The organism is Pseudomonas sp. KH_046_2 (assembly GCF_057838985.1).
Window position 1 is genome coordinate 4,446,439 of sequence record NZ_CM174480.1, and the last position, 25,327, is coordinate 4,471,765.

The following is a 25,327-nucleotide window of genomic DNA, read 5'->3' on the forward strand; positions in this document are numbered from 1 at the left end:
TGACAGTACGTCGATACCCTGTGTATCGACGTACTGTCAGAGTGGTTCGCTTAACGGTACTGGAGATCTACAATCCCTCCAGCTCCGCCATCAGGTCATTCAAGCGATCTACCTTCTCCTCGGTGAGCTCGCTGGCCGCCAACCCGTCGATGTACCGGGCCAGTTCCTCCACCGTGCTGCACTCGAACATCGCCCGCAGCGGCACCTCCCGCTGCAGGGTTTTCTGCACCCGCGAGGCGATTTGCGTGGCCAGCAGCGAATGCCCGCCCAACTCGAAGAAGTTGTCGCGAACGCCCACTTTCTCGACCTTCAACACCTCGGCCCAGATGCCTGCCAGGGTGTGCTCCAGCTCATTGCGCGGCGCCTGGTAATCCTGGCTTTGCAGCTGGCCGATCTCCAGCACCGGCAGGGCCTTGCGGTCCAGTTTGCCGTTGGCGTTGAGCGGCAGCTTATCGAGCCACAGCCAGTGCAGCGGCACCATGTATTCCGGCAACTCGGCACGCAGGCGTTGCTTGATGCGCTCCAGGCGTTCAGCGGGATTGAGCGCAACATCCGCCGCCACCAGATAGCCAACCAGATGCTTGCCGTTCGCCCCTACCTGCACACCCACCGCAGCATCGCGGACTTGCGGTTGTTCATGCAGGCGGGCCTCGATTTCACCCAGCTCGATGCGGTAACCGCGGATCTTCACCTGATGGTCGACACGGCCGACGTACTCCAGTACGCCGTCACTGCGACGGCGGGCCAGGTCGCCTGTGCGATACAGGCGCTCACCCGGTGCGCCGAACGGATTCGGCACAAACACCGGGGCGGTGCGCAGCGGATCGCCGACATAGCCGCGACCGACCCCGGTCCCCGCCACGCACAATTCACCCACCGCGCCCAGCGGCACCAGTTCCAGCGCTCCGTCGAGCAGGTACAAACGGTTGTTGTCGGTTGGCGTGCCGATCGGCAGGTAGCTGCCGCGAGTCGACGCCAAATCGACGCGGAAGAACGCCACATCATCCGAGCACTCCGCTGGACCGTAGGCATTCACCAGCCCGATCTGCGGATAGCGCAACAGCCATTGATGCGCCAGTTCCGGCGGCATCGCCTCACCGGTTGGCAACATCCAGCGCAGGCCGTCGAGGCTCATGCGCTCCTGGGCGAGCATGTCCTGGATCAGCGACGGCACGCTTTCCAGCACGGTGATGCCCTGGCTCTGCACATGGGCCAGCAAGCCTTGGGGATCGTGGGCGATGGTGTTCGGCACGAGGTCCACCCGTGCGCCGAACAATGGCGCGGCGAGGAACTGCCAGACCGAAATATCGAAGCTTTGCGAAGCGGTCTGGGCGATCACGTCGGCGTCGCTCAGGTTCAGGTACGGCACCTTGCTCAATTGGTTGTTGAGCATGCCACGCTGTTCGACCATCACGCCTTTGGGCAAACCGGTGGAGCCCGAGGTGTAGATCATGTAGGCGAGGTTGTCCGGGCCGCTGTAGATACCAGGATTGTCCGCCGACAGCGCAAGGGCCTGGACGTCCTCCCAGACCAGCAGCCGTGGCCGGCTGGCGCAGCCGAATTCGTCGAGCAAGGCCTGCGCCTGTGCACGACACGCTTGCGTGCACACCAGCAATGGCGTGCGGCTCAGATCGATGATCCGGCTCAGACGCTGACTCGGCAAACCCGGGTCCAGCGGCAGGTAACCCGCCCCCGCCTTGAAGCTGCCGATGATCATGCCCAGCAAATCAAGGCTGCGTTCGGCCAGCAACGCCACCGGCTGATCGCGCCCGACACCGGCGGCGATCAACGCATGACCGAGACGGTTGCTGCGCTGGTTCAGCTCCAGATAATTGTATTGCCGGTCCAGACAACTGGCGGCAATCCGCTGTGGGTACCGGGCGACTTGCGTTTCAAACAATGCAACGTAGCTCTGCTCCAGCGGGTAATCCCGTTCGCTCTGGTTGCAGCCATGGATGAGGAAGTCCTGCTCCTCGGCCCCCAGCAACGGCAGGTCGGCCATATCGCCATGGAAACCTTCCACCAACGCCAGCAGCAGACGCTTGAACTCACCGAGCATGCGCTCGACCGTGGCCTCATCGAAGTAGCGCTGGTCGTAGGACAGGTGCAAGCCCAGGTCATCCCCCGGATAGCACACGGCCGTGAGCGGGAAGTTGGTATGGGTCCGGCCCGAATCCGAGGTCGCGTTGAGGCTCTGCGCACGGTCGAGCACCGCGACCTCCACCGGGGCGTTTTCGAACACGAACAGGCTGTCGAACAGCGGCTGGCCCTTGGGCAGTTCACTTTGCTCCTGGATGTTCACCAGCGGCAGGTATTCGTATTCACGCAGTTGCATGTTGTGGTCGAGCAGACCGCTGAGCCACTGGCGCACGCTGCAACGCTGGCCGTCCTCGGGCATCTTCACCCGCAGCGCGATGCTATTGATGAACAGGCCGACGGTGCGCTGCATCTGCGGCATGTCCACCGGACGCCCGGCCACGGTAACGCCGAACAGCACGTCGCGATCACCGCTCAAGCGCCGCAGCACCAGCGCCCACGCCGCCTGGGCGAAGGTATTGATGGTCAACTGATGGGCCTGGGCCAGTTCGCGCAATTGCGCGCCGTCCCGGGCATCGAGCCTTGTATAGCGGTCGCCAACGATCATGCCGCCGCTGTCGCCGGCATGTTCGCGCAGCAATGGCCGGTCGCTCGGGATCGGTGTGGTCCGTTCGAAACCCCGCAGGTTGGTTTTCCACCACTGCCGCGCTTCGGCCAGGCTCTGATGCTGCAGCCAGCCGATGTAGTCGCGATAACGTGGCGGCACCGCCAGCTGCGCTTCCCGGCCTTCGCCGAGGGCGCTGTAGATCTCGAAGAAATCATTCATCAGCAGCGAACGGCACCAGGCATCGATGAGGATGTGGTGGTTGCTCATCATGAACCAGTAGCGCGCCGCGCCGACACGGATCAAACGCAAGTGGAAGGGTGCCTGGTTGAGCAGATCGAACCCCGCCTCGCGTTCGGTCTTGAGCAGGGTTTGCAGCTTCGGCTCTTGCTCGGCTTCGGCGAGATCGCTCCAGTCGAGGTATTCGATTGGCGTGCTGCCCGGTTTGTGGATCACTTGCAGCATGTCTTCGCCGACGTTCCAGCAAAACGACGCGCGCAACGCTTCGTGGCGGGCGATCACCGCTTGCCAGGCCTGGGCGAAACGCTGCGGGTCGAGTTCGCTGTTGATGCGGTAGCGGTCCTGCATGTAGTACAGGCCGGTGCCCGGCTCCAGCAAGGTGTGCAGCAGCATGCCTTCCTGCATCGGGGTCAGCGGGTAGACGTCTTCGATGACGGCAGCCGGGACCGGCAGCGCATCCAGTTGCGTCTGGTTGAGATTCGCCAGCGGGAAATCCGACGGTGTCAGGCCGCCCGCGTCATCGCGCAGGCAATGTTCGATAAGGCTGCTCAACTCACCGAGGTAGGCATCGGCCAACTCGTTGATGGTTTGTGCATCGAAGCGTTCGGCGCTGAAAGTCCAGCGCAGCACCAGTTCACCGCCATACACCTGACCGTCGACGCTCAGCTCGTTGGGCAGCGGGGCATTGCCATCGTGGGCCGCGCCGATGGCTTCATCCAGTGGATGGAACAGCGCATCCGCCCCGAAGCTCTGGTCGAACTGCCCGAGGTAGTTGAAGGTTATCGGCGCCACCGGCAACCCGGCCATGTGCTGGCGACTCTGGTCATCGGCGAGGTAGCGCAGCACGCCATAGCCAAGACCTTTGTGCGGCACGGCACGCATTTGCTCCTTGATCGCCTTGATCGACGCGCCCTGCCCGGCGGCTTCTTCGATGTTCGACGGGGTCAGGCGCAGCGGATAGGCGCTGGTGAACCAGCCGACGGTGCGGGTCAGGTCGATGTCGTCGAACAGCGCTTCGCGGCCGTGACCTTCCAGTTGAATCAGCGCCGATGGCTGACCGCTCCAGCGGCACAGCACGCGGGTTAATGCGGTCAGCAGCAAGTCGTTGACCTGGGTGCGATAGGCACTCGGTGCCTGTTGCAGCAACTGTCGCGTACGCTCGCTGTCGAGGCGCACGCTGACGCTTTGCGCATGCCGGTTCTGCCGCCCACCCTCGGGGTGATCGCAGGGCAGATTGGCATTTGGCCCGGCCAGGTGCGCCTGCCACCATTCCAGTTCTTCACGCAGGGATTCACTGCCGGCATAGGCCTGCAAGCGAGCGGCCCAGTCCTTGAAGGCGCTGGTTTTCGCCGGCAGTTTCACCGACTGCTGCGCGTCCAGTTGGCGATACACGGTTTGCAGATCGTCCAGCAGCACGCGCCATGAAACGCCATCGACGACCAAGTGGTGAATCGCGATGAACAGCCGTTGCAGGCCCTCGGGACCATCGACCAGCAACACGCGCATCAGCGGTCCCTCTTCGAGGTCGAGGCTGCGCTGGGCATCGGCGAACAGGGCGGGGCATTTATCCATCGACGAAACGCGTACCTGCCACAGCACCGGCGCGTCGGAAATCGGCTGATGCTGTGCTTGCCACTGACCGGCGATCCGGCTGAAGCGCAGACGCAAGGCGTCGTGCTGTTCGATTACCGCCAGCAGCGCTTGTTCCAGTCGATGGGGCTCCAGAGGTGCGGTCGGTTGCAGCAACAACGCCTGGTTCCAGTGCTGGCGTTGCGGGATGCCGGTGTCGAAGAACCAGTGCTGGATCGGCGTCAGACGCGACTGGCCCATGATCAACCCTTGCTCGGCGCTGACCTGCTCGCTGCGGGTGGACACGGCGGCCAGGGTCTGTACGGTCTGATGCTGGAACAGGTCGCGGGGGCTGAAGTGGATGCCTTGCTGCCGCGCCCGGCTGACCACCTGAATCGACAGGATCGAGTCGCCGCCCAGTTCGAAGAAGTTGTCGTTGAGGCCAACCTGACCGACGTTCAGCGCTTCGCACCAAATCTGCGCGAGGGTGATTTCCAGCTCGTTGCCGGGCGCCACGAAATGTTGACGGTTCAACTCCGGGTCCGGCGCCGGCAACGCGCGGCGGTCGAGTTTGCCATTGGTGGTCAGCGGCATGCTGGCCAGCAAGATCAGGTGCGTGGGCACCATGTAGTCCGGCAGTTGCGACTTGAGATGCGATTTGAGCGCTTCTCGCAGTTCAGCCTGCTGCGCTTCGCCAAGCTCTGCGACGTCAGTCACCAGATAGCCGACCAGTTGCTTGCCGCTCGGCGCATCGAGCGCCAGCACCACCGCTTCACGGATCGACTCGTGCTCCAGCAGACGGGTTTCGATTTCACCGAGCTCGATGCGGAAGCCGCGAATCTTCACTTGATGATCGATGCGCCCGAGGTATTCCACCAGGCCGTCGGCGCGCTGGCGCACCAGGTCGCCGGTGCGGTAGATACGTCCGCCGCTGGCGGCAAACGGATCGGCCACAAAGCGCTCCGCGGTCATGCCCGGACGCTGGTGATAACCCTGGGACAGACCCGCGCCACCGACGTACAACTCGCCCGTCGCGCCCTGCGGCACCAACGCCAGGTCGGCGTCGAGAATGTAGGCCACGCGGTCGCCGATCACACTGCCGATCGGCACGCTACCGGCGCCCTCTTCCAGTACTTCAGGGGCAAGACTGGCCAGCGGCATGACCACGGTTTCGGTCGGGCCGTAGGCGTTGAAGAACCGGCTCGGCTGGAAGGCTGCGCGAATGCGCGCCAGGTGTTCACCGGTCAGCGCTTCGCCGCCGGTGATGATCATGCGCACCGGCAGGATTTCATTTTGCGTTGCCAGCCATTGCGCCAACTGACTGCCGTAACTCGGGGTAAAGCCGAGGACATTGATGTGATGACGACGGATCAGGCCGCAGATTTCTTCCGCGTCCCACTGTCCTTGAGCCCGCAGCACCACTTGCGCACCGCTGAGCAACGGCACCAGCAGTCGCTCGGTGGCGGCGTCGAAGTTGATCGAATAGAAGTGCAGTTCGCAGTCGTCGGCGCGCATGGCGAAACGCTCGATCACCGCGCGGCAGTGCATGGCGATTTCGCCGTGGGACACCACCACGCCCTTCGGTTTGCCGGTGGAGCCCGAGGTGTAGATCAGGTAGGCCTGATGCTGCGGCAGACTGATCAACGGCAGCTCGGTGGCCGGATAGCTGGCCAGTGCAGCGGTGTCTTCTTCAAAACACCAGCGGCCGACGGTCGCCGGCAACTCGCCCAGGGCCTTGAACATCACCGCATCGCTGAGCAGCAAACCGATGCCGCTGTCTTCGATCATGTAGTGCAAGCGGTCCAGCGGGTACTCCGGATCCAGCGGCACATAGGCGCCGCCAGCCTTGAGGATCGCCAGCAGGCCGATGACCATCTCCAGCGAGCGCTCCAGTGCCAGCCCCACACGGACCTGCGGCCCGACGCCACGCTCGCGCAGCATCCAGGCCAGGCGGTTGGCGCGGCTGTCGAGTTCGGCGTAGCTCAGGGTCTGCCCGGCAAAGGTCAGGGCCGGAGCGTCTTGGCGAATCAAGGCCTGCTCGGCGAGTAGATGATGGATGCACTGGTCCAGCCGATGTTCCCCCGGCTCGACGCCGAGGCTGTCGAGCAGGTGTTGTTGTTCGCCGGACGCCAGCAGCGGCAGCTCACTCAAGCGCTGCTGCGGATCGGCAATCAGCGCTTCCAGCAGGTTGCGCCAATGCCCGGCCATGCGTGCAATGCGCGGTTCGTCGAACAGATCGGTGCTGTAGGTCAGGCAGCAACCCAGGCGATGGTCAAGGTCGGTGACTTCCAGGTTGAGGTCGAACTTGGTCGCGCGGGCATCGTTGGCCAGGTACTCGACCGTCATGCCGGCCAGGCTGCGGCTTTGCTGGAACTCCCAGCGCTGCACGTTGCACATCACCTGGAACAACGGGTTGTAGGCCGCGCTGCGGGGTGGTTGCAAGGCTTCCACCAGATGATCGAATGGCAGGTCCTGATGGGACTGGCCTTCGATCACCGTGTGGCGCACCTGATCGAACAGCTCACTCACGGACATCTGCCCGTCGAGCTGGCAGCGCAGCACCTGGGTGTTGAGGAATGCGCCGATCAGGCCTTCGCTTTCCGGACGAATGCGGTTGGCTACCGGCGCACCGATGCGCAAATCGGTCTGGCCGCTGTAGCGGTACAGCAGCGTGGCCAGCGTGGCGGTCATGATCATGAACAGGGTCAGGCCGTGTTGCGCGTTGAAGGCACGGACCCGTGCCGCGAGCTCGTCGCTCAGGTCAAAGCGATACAGCTCACCCTGGTGGCTTTGCACCGGCGGACGCGGACGGTCGGCCGGCAACTCGAGCAGCGGGTGTTCGCGGCCCAGTTGCGCGGTCCAGTAATCGAGCTGGCGCTGACGCTCGCCGGACTCCAGCCACTGACGCTGCCACACGCTGTAATCCAGGTACTGCACCGGCAACGGCGCCAGCGGTGATTCACGATCATCGACGAACGCTTCGTACAGCGCGCTGAGTTCCCGGGCAAAAATGTCCATCGCCCAGCCTTCGGTGACGATGTGGTGCAGGGTCAGGACGAAGTAGTGTTCCTGCTCGGCGGTCTTGACCAGGCAGGCGCGCAGCAAGGGTCCGGTCTCCAGATCGAACGGCTGGTGCGCTTCGTCGTCGGCCAGTTGCTGGACCTGCCACTCGCGGACTTCGGCATCCAGCGCGGTGAAATCCTTCCACGCCATGCGCACGCCGGTTTGCGTGTGCACTTGTTGGCGAGCAACGCCGTCGATGCTCGGGAACGTGGTGCGCAGGGTTTCGTGACGCAGGATCAGGGCTTGCAGCGCGGCCTCGAAACGCGCCACGTCGAGCACACCGCGCAGCCGCGCCATGCCGCCGACGTTGTAGGCTGGACTGTCCGGCTCCATCTGCCAGAGGAACCACATGCGCTGCTGGGAATAGGACAGCGGCACCGGCTGGCTGCGGTCGACTTTTTCAATCGGCGGCTGCTTGTTGGTACTGCCGCTGGCCTGGATCAAGCGAACCTGTTCGGCAAACGCACCGAGTTCGCTGTGTTCGAACAGCGCCCGCAGCGGCAACTCGACGTCGCAGGCCTGGCGGGTGCGGGAGATGATTTGCGTGGCCAGCAGCGAGTGGCCGCCGAGGGCAAAGAAATCATCGCGCAAACCGACTTGGGCCAGGTCCAGCACTTCGCGCCAGATACCGGCGATGCGTTGTTCCAGTTCTGTCACGGGCTCGACGTGTTCGCGAACCTGCCACTGCGGTTCCGGCAAGGCGCGGCGGTCGAGTTTGCCGCTCGGGCTGAGGGGCATTTGTTCCAGACGCATCAGTTGCGCCGGGACCATGTATTCCGGCAGTTCGGCGGCCAGTGCGCTTTTCAGGCGCGCGGTTTGCTCGGCTTCCTCCCCGGCATTGCTCGCTGCGGTGTAGTAACCGATCAACTGCGCCCCGGCCACGGTGTCGCGCACCAGCACCACGGCTTGCGCAACGCCGTTCTGAGCCAGCAGCCGCGCCTGGATTTCTTCCGGTTCAACGCGGAACCCGCGCAACTTGACCTGCTGATCGAGACGGCCGAGGTATTCGATCACGCCTTGCGCCGTCCAGCGCGCCCGGTCGCCGGTGCGATACAGGCGCGCGCCCGACTCGCCCAACGGATCGACCACGAAGCGTTCGGCGGTCAATGCCGGGCGACCGAGGTAACCACGGGCCAGGCCAATGCCGCTGATGCACAGCTCACCCGGTACACCGGCCGGAAGCGGATTGAGATCGCTGTCGAGCACGCGGCAGATCACGTTGCCCAGTGGCCGGCCAATCGGCGAGCGCTCGCCGTCGGCGCTGGAGCAATGCCAGTGGGTGACGTTGATTGCGGTTTCGGTCGGGCCGTAGCGGTTGTGCAGTTGCACCGCCGGCAGTTGTTCCAGCACGCGGTTGCGTAGTTCCGCCGGCAAGGCTTCGCCACCGGAAAACACCCGGCGCAGGCTGGTGCATTCAGCGCTCAGCGGTTCTTCGATGAACAGCGAAAGCAGCGGCGGCACGAAGTGCAATGTGGTCACGCCGTACGCTTGCACCAGCTGCGCGATGCGGTGCGGATCGCGGTGTTCGCCGGGACCGGCGATCAACAGGCGTGCGCCAGTGATCAGCGGCCAGAAGCACTCCCACACCGACACGTCGAAACTGATCGGGGCCTTTTGCATCAGCACGTCGGTTTCGTTCAGGCGGTAAGTGTCCTGCATCCATTGCAGGCGCTCGGCCAGCGCGGCGTGGGTGTTGCCGACGCCTTTGGGCAGGCCGGTGGAACCGGAGGTGTAAATCACATAGGCGAGGTTGTCGCCGTGCAGGTGCAGCCCCGGCGCATGGCTTGGCCAACTGTCCAGGTGCAGGGTGTCCATGGCGATCAAGCTGACACCGTCAGTCGCTGGCAGGCGCTCAAGCAATCGGGTTTGCGTCAGCAGCAATTCCACGCCGCTGTCGCTGAGCATGTAGGCCAGGCGTTCGGCCGGATAATCCGGGTCCAGCGGCACGTAGGCGCCACCGGCCTTGATGATCGCCAGCAGGCCGATCAGCAGTTGCGGCGAGCGCTCGCAGGCGATGGCCACGCAGACATCCGGGCCGACACCTTTGTCGCGCAGGTAATGGGCCAGACGGTTGGCCCGGGTGTGCAGTTCGGCGAAGTCCAGCTGGCCGCCGTCCCACACCAGCGCAGTGCGCTGCGGGGTCTGGCGTGCCTGCTCGTTGAGCCATTCCGGCAGCCATTGGCTGGCCGCTGCGCAGGGTGCGCTGGCCCAGTCCGATTGCTGCTGGTGTTCGGCAGCCGTCAACAGTGGCAGGTCACCGATGGCGGTGTCCGCTTGCTCGCAGACAGCGCGCAGCAGGTTGCTGAAATGCTCGGCCAGGCGCTCGATGGTCGCGGCGTCGAACAATTCGCTGGCGTAGTCGAAGGACAAGGTCAGGCGACCGTTGCGGTCTTCTTCGCTGTGCAACTGCAAATCGATCTTGGCTTCGCGGCTATGCCATGGCAGCTCTTCGGCCAACAGCCCCGGCAGGCGCTTCAAGGCGCTGAGGTCCCGTTGCTGATGGTTGAACATGACCTGGAACAGGCCCTGTTCACGGGCCTGGGGGAAGGCTTCCAGCAGTTGCTCGAACGGCAGGTCCTGATGCGCTTGCGCACCCAACGCCGCCTGACGGGTCTGCGCCAGCAGCTCAACGAATGGCAGGCGTGAGTCCACCTCGGCACGCAGCACCTGGGTATTGATGAAGAAACCGATCAGGCCCTGGGTTTCCAGGCGCGGACGGTTGGCATTGGGCACGCCGATGCGGATATCACGCTGGCCGCTGTAGCGATGCAACAAGGTCTGGAACGCCGCCAGCAACAGCATGAAGGCGGTCGATTCATGGGCCTGGGCGGTCTGACGAATTGCATCGCTCAGGGCCGCGCCCAGACGCACGGTGTGGCGAGCGGCGCTGTGCAGTTGTTGGACAGAGCGTGGATGGTCGGTGGCCAGGCCCAGGGTTGGATGCTCATCACCCAAGCGGTCTTTCCAGTAGGCCAGTTGACGCTCGCCTTCCCCTTGCGCCAGCCATTGCCGCTGCCAGCTGCCGTAGTCGGCGTACTGCGTCGGCAATGGCGCCAGCACCGCTTGCTGGCCCTGGGAGGCGGCCGCATACAGGCGCGAGAATTCGTCGATCAACACATTCAGCGACCAGCCGTCAGCGATGATGTGATGCATCGTCACCAGCAACTGATGGTCTTCGTCATCGAGGCGTACCAGCTTCACCCACAGCAGCGGGCCTTTCTCCAGATCGAACCGGGTCCGCGCTTCGTCCTCGCGGATCTGCTGCGCCCGGGCCTCACGCTCGGCGGCCGGCAGGTCGCTGATGTCGATCAGTTGCAGGTTGAACCCGGCAGCCGCATCCACCTGTTGCAGCGCCACGCCGTCACGTTCGAAGAATCGCGTGCGCAGGGATTCGTGGCGCTCGATCAACTGCTGGAAACTGGCGCGCAAGGCGTCCTCATCCAGTTCGCCGCGCAGGCGCAAGGCACCGGGAATGTTGTAGGCGCTGCTGTGCGGATCGAGTTGCCAGGTGATCCACAGGCGGTTTTGTGCCAGGGATTGCGGCATCGGTTGCTGGCGCGACAGCGCCGTGATCGCGCCCTGGGCCAGGCCACCGTCCTGTTGCAGACAGGCCACGACATCGGCGAATGCGCCGAGGGTTGGCGCTTCGAACAGCAGGCGCAGGTTCAACTCCAGCCCCAGCTCTTCACGCAGACGCGCCACTACTTGCGTCGCAGCAATGGAGTTGCCGCCGAGCAGGAAGAAATGATCGTCGGCACCCACCTGCGCCACTTGCAACTGCTCACACCAGATCCGTCCGATCAGGCTTTGCAGCTCGGAGCCCGACTCGATATGCCTCGCGCTTTCGGTGGTGGCCGACGGGAACACTGCGTAGCTGTCGAGGCTGCCGTCCGCCAGGCGACTGCGACACGCCGAGCGCTGCAATTTGCCGCTGGAGGTCTTGGGTAGCGCACCCGGATTGAGCAACACCACCACGCTCGGCGCTTCCTGATACGCCTCGGCGACAGCCTGGCGAATGGCTTTGAACAAGGATTCGGGCGGCAGGATTTTCTGCACGCTACGGCTGATTTCGGCGGCGATGCCGATGCCTTCCTGACCATCAACCGTAACGGCAAAGGCAGCAACCCGGCCTTTGCGCACCACTTCCACTTCACGCTCGACGGCCTGCTCGATGTCCTGCGGGTACAGGTTGTACCCGCGCACGATCAGCATGTCCTTCAGGCGCCCGGTGATGAACAGCTCGCCGTTGCGCAGGAAACCCAGGTCACCGGTGCGCAACCAGGTCTGGCCGGCGTGCCGGACAAAGGTCTTGGCGGATGCCTCGGGGTTGCGCCAGTAGCCTGAGGCGATGCTCGGCCCGCTGGCCCAGACTTCGCCGACGACGTTGTCGGCCTGTTCGCTGAGGGAGACCGGGTCGATGATCAGCACCGCATGCGCCGGTTGGCTGATACCGCAACTCATGATCGGGCTGCCCTCGCCCGCTTCGACACGGTTCTGCGCCAGGGCCTGATCGTCCACCCGCAGGTTGCCGATGCCTTGGCCGCGCGCGGTGCCGGCCACGAACAAGGTGGCTTCGGCCAGACCGTAGGAGGCCATGAAACTGTCCGCGGTGAAGCCGCAGGTCGCGAACTTCCCGGCGAAGCGTTCCAGGGTGTCGAGACGAATCGGTTCGGAACCGGAATACGCCACGCGCCAGCCACTCAGGTCGAGCCGTTCCAGGGCTGACTCGCTGACCCGTTCACTGCACAAGCGATAGGCAAAATCCGGCCCGCCGCTGATGGTGCCGCCGTATTCGCTGATCGCCTCCAGCCAGCGCAACGGCCGGCCGAGGAAGTACGCCGGCGACATCAACACGCAAGGCACGCCGCTGAAAATCGGCTGCAGCAGACCGCCGATCAGGCCCATGTCGTGGTACAGCGGCAGCCAGCTGACGATGACGTCGTCGGGGTTCAGGTCAATGCCGAAACCGTGGCGAATCAGCAATTCGTTGGCCACCAGATTGCCGTGGCTGACTTGCACGCCTTTGGGCAGCGCGGTGGAACCGGAGGTGTATTGCAGGAAGGCGATGTGGTCGTCCTGCAAGTCCACCGCGACCCAGCGCTCGGCCAGTGCACCGTCGAGGGTATCGACACACAGCAGCGGCGGCGCCCCTTCGATCTGCTGCAACCCGTCACGCTGCCCGGCACTGGTCAACAGCAAGCGCGGCTGGGCATCGCTGATGATCGACAACAGGCGTTCCTGGTGATGACGGCGTGCCGACTCCGGCGGGTAAGCCGGCACCGCGATCACCCCGGCGTACAGACAACCGAAGAACGCCGCGACGTAATCCGGGCCGCTGGGGAACAGCAACACCGCGCGGTCGCCAACATCCGCCTGGGCCTGCAATGCGCCGGCAATCGTTCGCGCCCGCAGGTCCAGTTCGCGATAGCTGAGCACCACAGCCTGATCCGGGGTCTCGGCGAGAAAGCGCAGGGCCACCCGATCCGGCGTCAGGGCCGCGCGGCGCTGAAGGGCTTGGACCATTGTGCTGGGGAGTTCGAACGCGTCGGTCATGAGGTTTCCTGCCTGAATTCGGCTTGCATGTGGAATCGGTTTTCTGACGTCGCGCCCTGTTCGAGGGCGCGCAGGACGCGGTCTTCGCCGACCGCGCAAGGCATTGGCAATGCGGTTGTGACCGGGGCTGCTGCCCGGTTCCATTCACCAATGAGAACGGATGACGTCTGGAAATAATTAGTCGCCAGGCTGGAACGCAAAGTGGACTGAAGTGAGTCGGCGTGTCGCAGTTCTCACTCTGCACCCTTGCAGCGCATTAGTTCTTTTTCTCATTTGACAATCATTATCATTAAGCCTAATTTGTCGCTCGATGTGTAGGACGGCCCCCCCGGTTGATTCGCCGTCCCACTAACCTTTTGGCAGCAGGGTGATTTCCATGATGGAACCAGTATCCACAAGCAGGTGCGATACACCGCTACTTCAGGCATTCGTCGACAATCGATTGATTCTGGTGAAGATCGCAGCCCGAATTACCGGCTGCCGCTCACGTGCCGAAGATGTTGTGCAGGACGCATTCTTCCGACTGCAATCGGCCCCACCCATCACCAGCTCGATCAAGGCCCAGCTCAGCTACCTGTTCCAGATCGTGCGCAACCTGGCGATCGACCACTACCGCAAGCAGGCGCTGGAGCAGAAGTACTCCGGGCCTGAAGAGGAAGGGCTGAATGTGGTGATCCAGGGTGCGTCACCGGAAACGTCGCACATCAATTTCTCGACGCTGGAGCATATTGCGGATGCGTTGACCGAGTTGCCGAGCCGCACCCGCTACGCCTTCGAGATGTATCGCCTGCACGGCGTACCGCAAAAAGACATCGCCAAGGAACTCGGCGTCTCGCCGACCCTGGTGAACTTCATGATCCGAGATGCGCTGGTGCATTGCCGCAAGGTGTCGGGCAACCGGGGTGACATGGCTGCTCGCCACTAAGTTCTGAAATCTGCATCGCGCCCATCGCGAGCAGGCTCGCTCCCACAGGGTCCTGCGAACGCAGGGCAAATGTGGGAGCGAGCCTGCTCGCGATGGGGCACTCAAGAGCACCGAAGATCTTGGGCCTCAGGCCAGTCTGCACCGTTCAAAAAACCGCTCCCGCCCCAACACCATCAGGGCCGCGCGCTTGTGCGGGAAGTCGAACTCTTTCTCGCAGTGAAAGCGTTGCTCCTGCATGTATCCGATCATCTTCGCGTTATCGGCACGCGGCTCGGCAACCACGCGCCGGGTGCGCGGATCATCGAGAAACAGGTAATGCACCAGCGCCGATAACCAGCTCTCCACCTTGTGCGGACCGCGGTGGCTTTCTTCGCCCACCAGCATGTGAATGCCACGGTCGTAATCGCCGGCATCGTAGAAGGGTGCAATGCGATCTTCCCTGGCCCAGTAGGCTTCGAAATAAGCGAAGGGCTGATCATCGAAACAGCCGATCAACGTCAGCGTGTGCGGGTCGGCTTCAAGTTTGCCCAGGTATTGGCGATGCTGTTCGAGGCTGCCCTCCTCCTGCCAGAAACTGGCGACACGCGGGCTGTTCTGCCAACGGTTGAAGCGTGCCAGGTCTTGCTCGATGTCCAGCGTGCGCAGGGAAACCCGGGCACCCAGCCGCGCATCGAAGCGTCGATACACTTCACCACGAGGCTTGACCGGCCGCCGTGGGTGACGCTTGCCATCAGTGATGAGCATTTGCTGCGGATAGCTGCCGGTCAGGGAATGCCCCAGCCACGGCTGCGGCAACTGCCAGAACACGGTGCGCTCGCAGTGATACTCGCCGCTGACGGGGGTCGGAATCAGCAGACCGCTGAGCACGGCTTCATCCGGCACGTCTTGCAGTTGCCAGACCAGGCGCTGACAGTCGGGCTCGCGAGCGAACAACCAGTAGCAGGCAGCCCACAACGCCTGCCCTTCAAGCCGACTGAAACGCTCCTCCAGTTGCACGTGCAACTCCGGGCCACGACTGAGCCGCAGGGCGGGCAACGGTTGCCCCTCCAGGTGCAGACTCAGGCGACAATCGGTTTCATCAGCGGCAAGACGACTGCCTGTCGGCAGACACAGGGCAGTCAGGTCATTCAGATTGGGCATGGGTCGGGCTCACGATAATCGTCGACAGTTCAACGAAGTGACGTGAGCCAGGGCGGGAAATTTAGCCAAAGACCGTCAATTGGCAACTTGTGGCGCCGGTGCGTTGCGCTGGACCGGCACCAGGGCAATCTTGTACGGATCGAATATCTTCAGCATCTGGCCGTTGTCCCGCAAGCCTTGCAACAGCTTGCCGAAGACCTCGCCGCTGATGGGCGCGGTCGGACGCAGAATGGCGTAGTGGTGATAGACCTGGTCGACGCGCTGGGACGCCAGCAACTCGCCGGCGACTTTTTCATTGCGCAAGAAGTAGTCGCTCAGGTACGAACGCGTGACCAGGGCGATGTCGGCCCGGTCGCGCAATACCATCAGCAGATTGCTGTCATGGGAATAGGTCAGCGTGGCGTTGTAGTTTTTCGCGAGGTACAGGGGGTCGGCATTGAAGTTGGCGAACTCGTAGTGATAGCCGCTGAACAGTGCCAGGCGCTTGCCGTTCAGGTCGGCAAAATAGCTTTGCTGTCGATCGGGCAGGCGTTGCGCGACAAAAATCTCGGCGTCTTCCAGCCCCATGTCGACGGCCGTGTGGGGGATCTCTTCCCAACCCCACGCGGGATTTTCGAAAATGGCCATGTCGACCCGGCCCTGCTTGAAGTCACCGAAGCGCCGGGGAATGGAAGTGGGCACCAGGACAAACTGGTAGTCAGTTTGCGATGCGTTCAGGGCCTCGACCAGTTGCGGCAGCAACCCGGTATCGGCCCCGGATTCCGGGCGCACGGTGTAGGGCGGAAAGTGCGCGGCACCTATGCGCACCAGTTGCGCAGCCTGGGACGGCATCATCGTTGACGCCGCAAACATCGACAACAACAGCCACGAGGCTGAACGAATTGGCGAACCCATGAAAACGACCCCACTCCCCAATAAAACAGCATCAATGCATTCAAGCTAGGCGGTTTCGTCCAGTTAGCCAGTTTAATGCTGGCCAATACAAGCTTATTGCCGGTCTGCCAGCACCAGAATCAACGCCTCATCGGCCAACTGATCGAGGCTCATGCTGCCGCCGGCGCGAAACCAAGTGGTGGTCCAGGACAATGCACCGGTCAGGAAGCGTCGGGTGATGAACACATCGCCGCGGATAAACCCGGCGGTCTTGGCTTCGCCCAGCACTTGCAGCCAGATGTCTTCGTAGATGTCCCGCAGCGCCAGGACCTTGGCCTGGCCCTCTTCGGACAGCGAGCGCCATTCGTAGACCAGCACGGCCATGGCCTCGCCGCTGCCGCCCATGATCGACTGCAATTCACAGCGGATCAGCGCCAGCACCTGCTCGCGCACACTGCCGGCCTCGGCGATGGCCGCACGCATCAACGCGGTGTTGTAGCGAATGGTCTCCTCCATCACCGCCCGCAGGATTTCGTCCTTGCTCTTGAAGTGATGAAAAATGCTTCCGGACTGAATGCCCACGGCGCCGGCCAGGTCGCGCACGGTCGTGCGTTCATAGCCTTTATTGCGGAACAGGTGGGCCGCCACTTGCAGCAGCTTGCCACGGGCGCTGTCCGGGTCGGTCAGTTGGCCGTCGTCGACCAATTGGCGCATCACCCTCAGGGCTTTTTGCTCGTCCACCCGTTCTCTCCTACAGTCGTTCAATCAATAACGCCGATCCCCCCGAAAACAGCGGGGTTGCGCGGGCAATTTAAGCGCATGGATGCAACCAAGCAAGCGCTTGGGCAGAAGATAATCAAGTCATTTACAAACCAAGCGCTTGCTTGGTAATGTCGATGCACTTCGGTTGGAGGTGGTTATGGAATGGACTGCGCCTAAAACAATTCGCATCGGTTGCGCCAGCGCCTTCTGGGGCGATACCTCGACCGCTGCCGCGCAGCTGGTGGAACACGGGCATCTGGACTATCTGGTCTTCGATTACCTGGCCGAAATCACCCTGTCGATCATGGCCGGCGCGCGGATGAAAGATCCCCGGGCCGGCTACGCAGGCGACTTCATCGAAGTGCTCGCGCCCTTGCTGCCGCAGCTCGCGCAGCAAAACACCCGGGTCATCAGCAATGCCGGCGGGGTCAATCCCCAAGCCTGCGCCGCCGCCCTGCAAGCGGCCTGCGACAAGGCCGGGGTAGCGCTGAAGATCGCCGTGCTGCTGGGTGACGACCTGCAGCCGCAATTAAAACAACTGGGCAACCTGGGCATTCATGAAATGTTCAGCGGCGCGCCCCTGCCATCGATGTGCGTCTCGACCAATGCCTACCTCGGCGCACCCGGCATTGTCGAAGCCCTGCGTCTGGGGGCGGACATCGTGATCACCGGGCGCGTGGTCGACAGTGCCGTGGTCAGTGCCGCGCTGGTGCATGAGTTCGACTGGTCGTGGCACGACTACGACAAGCTCGCCCAGGCGGCATTGGCCGGGCACATCATCGAATGCGGCGCCCAGTGCACCGGCGGCAACTTCACCGACTGGCGCGACGTGCCCGACTACGAACACATCGGCTTTCCCATCGTCGAAGTCAGCGCCGACAGCCAGTTCATCGTCAGCAAACCCGAAGGCACCGGTGGGCTGGTTACGCCGCTGACGGTGGGCGAACAGATGCTGTATGAAATCGGCGACCCGCGCGCGTATCTGCTGCCCGACGTGGTGTGCGACTTCACTCAGGTCAAACTGCTGCAACAAGGCAAGAACGCGGTGAAGGTGCATGGCGCCAAAGGCCTGCCGCCGACCGCCCAATACAAGGTCAGCGCCACGTACCCCGATGGTTTTCGCTGCACCGCCAGCTGCCTGATTGCCGGCATCGATGCCGTCGACAAGGCGCGGCGAGTCAGCGCTGCGATCATCAACAAGACCTCGGAAATGTTCCGCCAGCGCGGTTGGGCACCCTACAGCGACGTGAGTATCGAGTTGCTGGGCAGCGAGGCCACCTACGGCCCCCACGGCCGGCGTCAGGACTGTCGCGAAGTGGTGATCAAGCTCGCGGTGCGCCATCCGGACAAGCAGGCATTGATCGTGTTCTCCCGGGAAATCGCCCAGGCCGCTACCGGCATGGCGCCGGGGTTGACCGGCATTGTCGGTGGGCGGCCGACGGTGTATCCGCTGATCCGGCTGTTCTCGTTCCTCATCGACAAAACCGCCTGCACGCTGGACATTGATTTCATGGGCGAGCGCCACCCATGTGCCCTGCCCGCCCTCGATGTGCTCGACCCGCTGGACCTGCCAGCCCCGCTCGCGCCGCCGAAACCGCTTGGCCTGGCCGACGCCAGCGTGGCCCTGGTCAAACTGGCGGTCGCCCGCTCTGGCGACAAGGGCAACCACAGCAACATCGGCGTCATGGCCCGCGAGCCCGAGTTCCTGCCGTGGATCGCCGAAGCCTTGACCCCGGAGGTGATCGTCGACTGGATGGGCCACGTCCTCGATCCAATCCACGGGCGGGTCGAACGCTGGTACTTGCCCGCCAGCCACAGCCTGAATTTCCTGCTGGAAAACGCCCTCGGCGGCGGCGGTGTCGCCAGCCTGCGCATCGATCCGCAAGGCAAGGCTTTCGCCCAGCAACTGCTGGAAATCCAGATCCCGGTGCCGCAGCGCATCGCCGACCAGTTCAACTAGAGGATTGCCGCCATGGCCTACGATTCGATTTTCAAAGCCGATTTGTTTGCCGGTCAAAACATCATCGTCACCGGTGGCGGCAGTGGCATCGGCCGCTGCACCGCCCACGAACTGGCGGCCCTCGGCGCCCATGTGCTGCTGGTCGGGCGCAAGGCCGACAAGCTGAAAACCGTTGCGGCGGAGATCGCCGACGACGGCGGCAAGGCCGATTGGGCGGTTTGCGACATCCGCGAGGAAGAAGCGGTGACGTATCTGGTCAGCGAACTGATCCGCAAGCATGGCCCCATTCACGGCCTGGTCAACAATGCGGGCGGGCAGTACCCGTCGCCCTTGGCCTCGATCAATCAGAAGGGTTTCGAAACCGTGATGCGCACCAACCTGGTGGGCGGCTTCCTGATGGCCCGGGAAGTGTTCAACCAGTCCATGAGCCAGCACGGCGGCGCCATCGTCAACATGCTCGCCGACATGTGGGGCGGCATGCCGGGCATGGGCCACTCCGGTGCGGCACGTTCGGGCATGGACAACCTGACCAAGACCGCCGCGTACGAATGGGGTCATGCCGGAGTGCGGGTCAACGCCGTGGCACCGGGCTGGATTGCCTCCAGCGGCATGGACACCTACGAAGGAGCGTTCAAGGCTGCGATTCCGACCTTGCGCGAACACGTGCCGCTCAAGCGCATCGGCACCGAATCGGAAGTCAGCGCGGCGATTGTTTTCCTGCTCAGCCCCGCAGCGGCGTTTGTCAGCGGCAGCACCTTGCGCATCGACGGCGCCGCCAGCCTCGGCGGCCGCGCCTGGCCGATCCATAAAGCGACCAACAGCGAGTCGTACAACGGTTTCCACCGCGCCTACATACCAGACGTATTGAAGGACAAGGAATAACCCATGCCGGTGATTCAGTCGTTACTCGATCCCCACAGCGAGCCGTTCGCCCAGAACCGCGCAGCGATGCTGAGCGCCATCGAGCAAGTTCGCGTGCTCGAACAGAACCTGCTGAACAAGGCGGCCGAAGCCAAGCCGAAGTTCGAAAAGCGCGGCCAATTGCTGCCTCGCGAGCGCCTCAATCTGCTGCTGGACCCCGGTGCACCGTTTCTCGAACTGGCGAGCCTGGCCGGCTACAAGCTGCACGACGACAAGGATGGCAGCTCCGCCGGTGGCGGCTTGATCGCCGGCATCGGCTACGTGTCCGGTGTGCGCGTGCTGGTGGTGGCGAACAACAGCGCGATCAGGGGCGGGACCATCTCCCCAAGCGGCTTGAAGAAATCCCTGCGCCTGCAACAGATCGCCATGGAAAACAAACTGCCGGTGATCACCCTCGCCGAAAGCGGCGGTGCCAACCTCAATTACGCGGCGGAGATTTTCGTCGAAGGCGCGCGCAGCTTTGCCAATCAGGCGCGGATGTCGGCCATGGGCTTGCCACAGGTCACCGTGGTGCACGGTTCGGCCACGGCGGGCGGTGCCTATCAGCCGGGATTGTCGGATTACGTGGTGGTGGTGCGGGGCAAGGCCAAGCTGTTTCTCGCCGGCCCGCCACTGCTCAAGGCCGCCACCGGCGAAGTCGCCACCGATGAAGAACTGGGCGGCGCCGAGATGCACGCACAAACCGCCGGCACCGCCGAATACCTGGCTGAAAACGACGCCGACGGTGTGCGCCAGGTACGCGAGATCGTCAGCCTATTGCCGTGGAACGAGCAGTTGCCCCCACTCCCCGAGCGTCGCTGGGAGGAACCGCTCTACCCCATCGACGAACTGCTGGGTCTGATCCCGGATGACCCGAAAAAACCCTACGACGTGCGCGAAATCATCGCCCGTCTGGCCGACGCTTCGAACTTTCTTGAATTCAAGGGCGAGTTCGATCAGCAGACTGTGTGCGGTCATCTGAAAATTCAGGGCCGCGCCTGTGGCTTCATCGGCAACAACGGCCCGATCACGCCAAAAGGCGCGAGCAAGGCCGCACAGTTCATCCAACTGTGCGACCAGAGCCAGACGCCGCTGCTGTTTTTCCACAATACCACCGGGTTCATGGTCGGCACCGAGTCGGAACAGCAAGGCGTGATCAAACACGGCGCGAAGATGATTCAGGCAGTGGCCAACGCCCGGGTGCCGAAGCTGACCATCGTCGTCGGCGGCTCCTACGGCGCGGGCAACTATGCAATGTGCGGACGCGGCCTCGACCCGCGATTCATCTTCGCCTGGCCCAACAGCCGCACTGCTGTGATGGGTGGCGCGCAAGCAGGCAAAGTGCTGCGCATCGTCACCGAGGCCAAACAGTCCAAGGACGGCCTGGTGCCCGACCCGAAAATGCTCGACATGCTCGAACAGGTCACCGCGCAGAAACTCGACAGCCAGTCCACGGCGCTCTACGGCAGCGCCAACCTCTGGGATGACGGTTTGATCGACCCGCGCGATACCCGGACCTTGCTGGGTTACTTGCTGGATATCTGTCACGAGGCCGAAATGCGGCCTCTGCAAACCAACAGCTTTGGTGTGGCGCGGTTCTAAGCCGACTAACAGGAGAACAATAAAAATGATCTTCACCCAGGAACACGAAGCACTGCGCCGCACCGTTCGCCAGTTCGTCGAGCACGAGATCAACCCCCACGTCGAGGAATGGGAAAAGGCCGGGCGCTTCCCCATCCACGATATCTTCCGCAAGGCCGGCGACCTCGGCTTGCTGGGCATTTCCAAACCGGAAAAATTCGGCGGCATGGGGCTCGACTACAGCTATTCGATCGTCGCCGCCGAAGAGTTCGGCACCATCCATTGCGGCGGCATCCCGATGTCCATCGGCGTGCAGACCGACATGTGCACCCCGGCGCTGGCCCGGTTCGGTTCCGATGAACTGCGCGAGGAATTCCTGCGCCCGGCCATCAGCGGCGAGCAGGTCGGCTGCATCGGCGTCTCCGAAGTTGGCGCCGGCTCTGACGTCGCCGGGCTGAAAACCACGGCGCGCAAGGACGGCGACGACTACGTGATCAACGGCAGCAAGATGTGGATCACCAACTCGCCGAGCGCCGACTTCATCTGCCTGCTGGCCAACACCTCGGACGACAAACCGCACATCAACAAGTCGCTGATCATGGTGCCGATGAGTACACCGGGCATCAGCTTGAGCTCGCACCTGGACAAGCTCGGCATGCGCAGCTCGGAAACCGCCCAGGTATTTTTCGACAACGTACGCGTTCCGCAGCGCAACCGCATCGGCCATGAAGGCGCGGGGTTCATGATGCAGATGCTGCAGTTCCAGGAGGAACGCCTGTTCGGCGCGGCCAACATGATCAAGGGCCTGGAGTACTGCGTCGACAGCACCATCGAATACTGCAAGGAGCGCAAGACCTTCGGCAACGCGCTGATCGACAATCAGGTGATCCACTTCCGCCTGGCTGAACTGCAAACCGAAATCGAATGCCTGCGGGCACTGGTCTATCAGGCCACCGAGCAATACATCAAAGGCCAGGACGTCACGCGCCTGGCCTCCATGGCCAAGCTCAAGGCCGGGCGGCTGGGCCGCGAAGTCAGTGACAGCTGCCTGCAATACTGGGGTGGCATGGGCTTCATGTGGGACAACCCGGTGGCCCGGGCTTACCGCGATGTACGGCTGGTGTCGATTGGCGGCGGTGCCGACGAAATCATGCTGGGGATCATCTGCAAACTCATGGGCATTCTGCCGGGGAAAAAGAAATGAACAGCCTGCCGGTTTGCCAAACCCTGTTGCTGGAACTGCACAACGGCGTGTTGCACATCACCCTCAACCGCCCGGAATGCCGCAATGCGATGAGCTTGCAGATGGTCGCCGAGTTACGCTCGGTGCTGGTTGCGGTACGCGATAAACCAGGGGTTCGCGCACTGGTGATCGGTGGCGTCGGCGGGCACTTCTGTGCCGGCGGCGACATCAAGGACATGGCCAATGCCCGCGCTCAAGGCTCGACTGCGCACCGGGATCTGAACCGGGTGTTCGGCGCGCTATTGCAAGAGGTGCAACACGCTCCGCAAGTGGTGATCACGGTGCTGCAAGGCGCGGTGCTTGGCGGCGGCCTCGGCCTGGCCTGCGTCAGCGATATCGCCCTGGCCGATCACCAGGCGCAGTTCGGCCTGCCGGAAACCAGCCTCGGCCTGTTGCCGGCGCAGATCGCGCCATTCGTGGTGCAACGCATCGGCTTGACCCAGGCCCGACGCCTGGCCCTGACGGCCGCGCGTTTTGATGGTCATCAGGCACGGCGCATGGGGCTGGTGCATTTTGTCGAGCATGATCCGCAGGCCCTGGCCGAACGTCTCGATGAGGTGTTGGCCCATGTGTTGTGTTGTGCGCCGGGGGCGAATGCGATGACCAAAAAACTCTTGCTGGCCAGTGCCGGACAGCCGTCGGATGAGTTGCTGGATCAAGCGGCTCAATGGTTCAGCGAAGCGGTGACCGGAGCCGAAGGCATCGAGGGAACGATGGCCTTCGTGCAAAAACGCAAACCGGGGTGGGCCATTTAAAAGCTTCGCGAGCAGGCTCGCTCCCACATTGGATTTGTGTCGTTCACAAACCCTGTGGGAGCGGGCTTGCCCGCGAAGAGGCCATCACATTCACCGCAAACCCCAAGGGAACAGCCCTATGCCCGGACTCAAAAAAATCCTCATCGCCAACCGCGGTGAAATCGCCTGCCGCATCCAGCGCACGGCCCAGGCGCTGGGCTATCGCACGGTCGCCGTGTTCAGCGACGTCGACGCCGATGCACTGCACGTGCGGATGGCCGACGAGGCGGTCAGCATCGGCCCGGCCCCGGTACAACAGTCTTACCTGAACATCCCGGCCATCCTCGACGCAGCGCGGCGCACGGGCGCGGATGCGATCCATCCGGGCTACGGTTTCCTCTCGGAAAATGCCGGGTTTGCCCTTGACTGCCGGGATGCCGGCATCACCTTCATCGGCCCCAGCCCCGAGGCCATCGAACTGATGGGCAGCAAGCGCCTGTCGAAGATCGCCATGATCGAAGCCGGTGTGCCCTGCATCAACGGTTATCAAGGCGCCGGGCAGGACGACGCCACCCTGAGCCGCGAGGCCGAGCGCATCGGCTATCCGCTGATGATCAAGGCCAGCGCTGGCGGCGGTGGACGTGGCATGCGCCTGGTGCACAACGCCAGCGACTTGCTGGAACAGATTCGCACCGCGCGCTCCGAAGCCCTGAACGGTTTTGGCAGCGGTGAACTGATCCTCGAACAGGCACTGGCCGAACCCCGTCACGTCGAGATCCAGTTGTTCGGTGACCGGCATGGCAACCTGATTTACCTCGGCGAACGTGATTGCTCGGTGCAGCGCCGGCATCAGAAAGTCATCGAGGAAGCACCCTGCCCGGTGATGACCGCTGAGTTGCGCCAGGCCATGGGCGAAGCGGCGCTCAAGGCCGGGCGAGCGGTGAAGTACGTCGGCGCGGGCACCGTGGAGTTTTTGCTGGATGCGCGCGGGCAGTTTTATTTCCTGGAGATGAACACCCGACTGCAAGTGGAGCACCCGGTGACCGAACTGATCACCGGGCTGGACCTGGTGGCCTGGCAACTCAACATCGCCGAGGGGCAACCATTGCCCTTGCGCCAGGAACAGGTGCAACTCACGGGCCACGCCATGGAAGTTCGCCTGTATGCCGAAGACCCGGCCCAGGGTTTCCTGCCGCAAACCGGGCGCGTCGTGGCCTGGGAGCCGGCATTGCAGGACGGTGTGCGGATCGACCACGGCCTGATCGAAGGCCAGCTCATCAGCCCTTTCTACGACCCGATGCTCGGCAAGCTCATCGCCCACGGTGCCACCCGCGAGGAAGCCCGGCGCAAACTGCTGCGGACGGTCCAAGACAGCGTGCTGCTGGGGCTGCAAAGCAATCAGCGCCTGCTTGCCAGCCTGCTGGAGCACCCGCAGTTCGCTGGCGGAGATTTCAGCACCGGTTTCATCGCGCAGCACTTCGCCGACCACGCCTGCCTGCATCGCGAAACCCCAGGCGCGCACCACTTGGCCATCGCCGCCGCCCTGTTCTATCAGGCTGCGGCACAGGCTCACCCGGCCCCGCTTGGTGGTTGGCGCAACAACGCCAGCGTGCCGCTGCACTATCGCATCGGCCTTGAGGATCAGGACTGGCCGGTAGCGTTGCAGGCGATCCCGGGCGAGCCGTTGCGCATTCAGGTCGCCGAGCGCAGCCTCGAACTGAAGATCATCCACAGCGACGGACGCTGGGCCACCCTGGAAATCGAAGGCGTTCGCCAACGCCACGCCTACCGTCTGGAGACCGGGCGTCTCTGGTTGTTTACCCGGCCAGGCAACCTGCAGTTCGTGGATCGCACCCAGGCGCAAGTTAGCGGCCAGGCCAGTGTCAGCTCCGGCACCCTCAAGGCACCGATGGACGGGGCGATTGTCGACGTCCTGGTCAACGAAGGCAGCCAGGTGACCAAGGGCCAACTGCTGGTGGTACTGGAGGCGATGAAAATGGAGCATCCATTGAAGTCGGGCATCGACGGCGTTCTCAAACGCTTGCAGGTCAAAGTCGGGGATCAGGTGAAAAACCGGCAGATTCTGTTGGAGGTCGAATAAGCCGCTAGGCGGAACCGTCGGGTTTGGCTACGCTCAAACCCT

At 63.3% G+C, this 25,327-nt stretch carries 11 protein-coding genes; 7 read left to right on the forward strand and 4 right to left on the reverse strand.

All coding sequences use genetic code 11. The features are described from left to right. Nucleotides 1-67: 67 nt before the first annotated feature. Entirely contained in the window at nucleotides 68-13,066 is a 12,999-nt protein-coding gene (locus AC3IX1_RS20115; RefSeq protein WP_489385541.1) for a non-ribosomal peptide synthetase, read from the reverse strand. A gap of 376 nt (nucleotides 13,067-13,442) precedes the next feature. Between AC3IX1_RS20115 and AC3IX1_RS20120 the strand changes: the two genes are divergently transcribed. After that, on the forward strand, nucleotides 13,443-13,991 hold the full coding sequence (locus AC3IX1_RS20120) for an RNA polymerase factor sigma-70 (RefSeq protein WP_489316760.1): 549 nt from the start codon (nucleotides 13,443-13,445) through the stop codon (nucleotides 13,989-13,991). A 126-nt stretch (nucleotides 13,992-14,117) separates the two neighbouring features. Here AC3IX1_RS20120 and AC3IX1_RS20125 read toward each other — a convergent pair whose 3' ends face one another. The 3 genes from AC3IX1_RS20125 to AC3IX1_RS20135 form a co-directional block, all read right to left on the reverse strand. Beyond that, nucleotides 14,118-15,131: a GNAT family N-acetyltransferase gene (locus AC3IX1_RS20125; RefSeq protein WP_489385542.1), complete on the reverse strand. Its 1,014-nt coding sequence runs from the start codon at nucleotides 15,129-15,131 to the stop codon at nucleotides 14,118-14,120. Nucleotides 15,132-15,206: 75 nt separating this feature from the next. Then, a complete protein-coding gene (locus AC3IX1_RS20130; protein WP_489385543.1) occupies nucleotides 15,207-16,025 on the reverse strand; it encodes a substrate-binding periplasmic protein in 819 nt (272 codons plus the stop codon). 93 nt (nucleotides 16,026-16,118) lie between these two features. Further along, nucleotides 16,119-16,745, reverse strand: a complete 627-nt coding sequence (locus AC3IX1_RS20135) for a TetR/AcrR family transcriptional regulator (protein WP_489385544.1) — start codon at nucleotides 16,743-16,745, stop codon at nucleotides 16,119-16,121. A gap of 178 nt (nucleotides 16,746-16,923) precedes the next feature. Between AC3IX1_RS20135 and AC3IX1_RS20140 the strand changes: the two genes are divergently transcribed. The 6 genes from AC3IX1_RS20140 (at nucleotide 16,924) to AC3IX1_RS20165 (ending at nucleotide 25,285) form a co-directional block, all read left to right on the forward strand. Further along, on the forward strand, nucleotides 16,924-18,726 hold the full coding sequence (locus AC3IX1_RS20140) for an acyclic terpene utilization AtuA family protein (RefSeq protein ID WP_489385545.1): 1,803 nt from the start codon (nucleotides 16,924-16,926) through the stop codon (nucleotides 18,724-18,726). A 12-nt stretch (nucleotides 18,727-18,738) separates the two neighbouring features. Beyond that, on the forward strand, nucleotides 18,739-19,608 hold the full coding sequence (locus tag AC3IX1_RS20145; RefSeq protein ID WP_489385546.1) for an SDR family oxidoreductase: 870 nt from the start codon (nucleotides 18,739-18,741) through the stop codon (nucleotides 19,606-19,608). 3 nt (nucleotides 19,609-19,611) lie between these two features. Then, nucleotides 19,612-21,228 (forward strand): geranyl-CoA carboxylase subunit beta, encoded by a 1,617-nt coding sequence (atuC, locus tag AC3IX1_RS20150; RefSeq protein WP_489385547.1) that lies wholly within the window; start codon nucleotides 19,612-19,614, stop codon nucleotides 21,226-21,228. A gap of 25 nt (nucleotides 21,229-21,253) precedes the next feature. Then, nucleotides 21,254-22,411, forward strand: a complete 1,158-nt coding sequence (gene atuD / locus AC3IX1_RS20155) for a citronellyl-CoA dehydrogenase (protein WP_489385548.1) — start codon at nucleotides 21,254-21,256, stop codon at nucleotides 22,409-22,411. Continuing rightward, on the forward strand, nucleotides 22,408-23,205 hold the full coding sequence (locus tag AC3IX1_RS20160; protein WP_489385549.1) for an enoyl-CoA hydratase/isomerase family protein: 798 nt from the start codon (nucleotides 22,408-22,410) through the stop codon (nucleotides 23,203-23,205). The genes atuD and AC3IX1_RS20160 overlap by 4 nt, the downstream gene beginning before the upstream one ends. Before the next feature lie 118 nt (nucleotides 23,206-23,323). Beyond that, nucleotides 23,324-25,285 (forward strand): acetyl/propionyl/methylcrotonyl-CoA carboxylase subunit alpha, encoded by a 1,962-nt coding sequence (locus AC3IX1_RS20165; RefSeq protein WP_489385550.1) that lies wholly within the window; start codon nucleotides 23,324-23,326, stop codon nucleotides 25,283-25,285. Nucleotides 25,286-25,327: the final 42 nt, after the last annotated feature.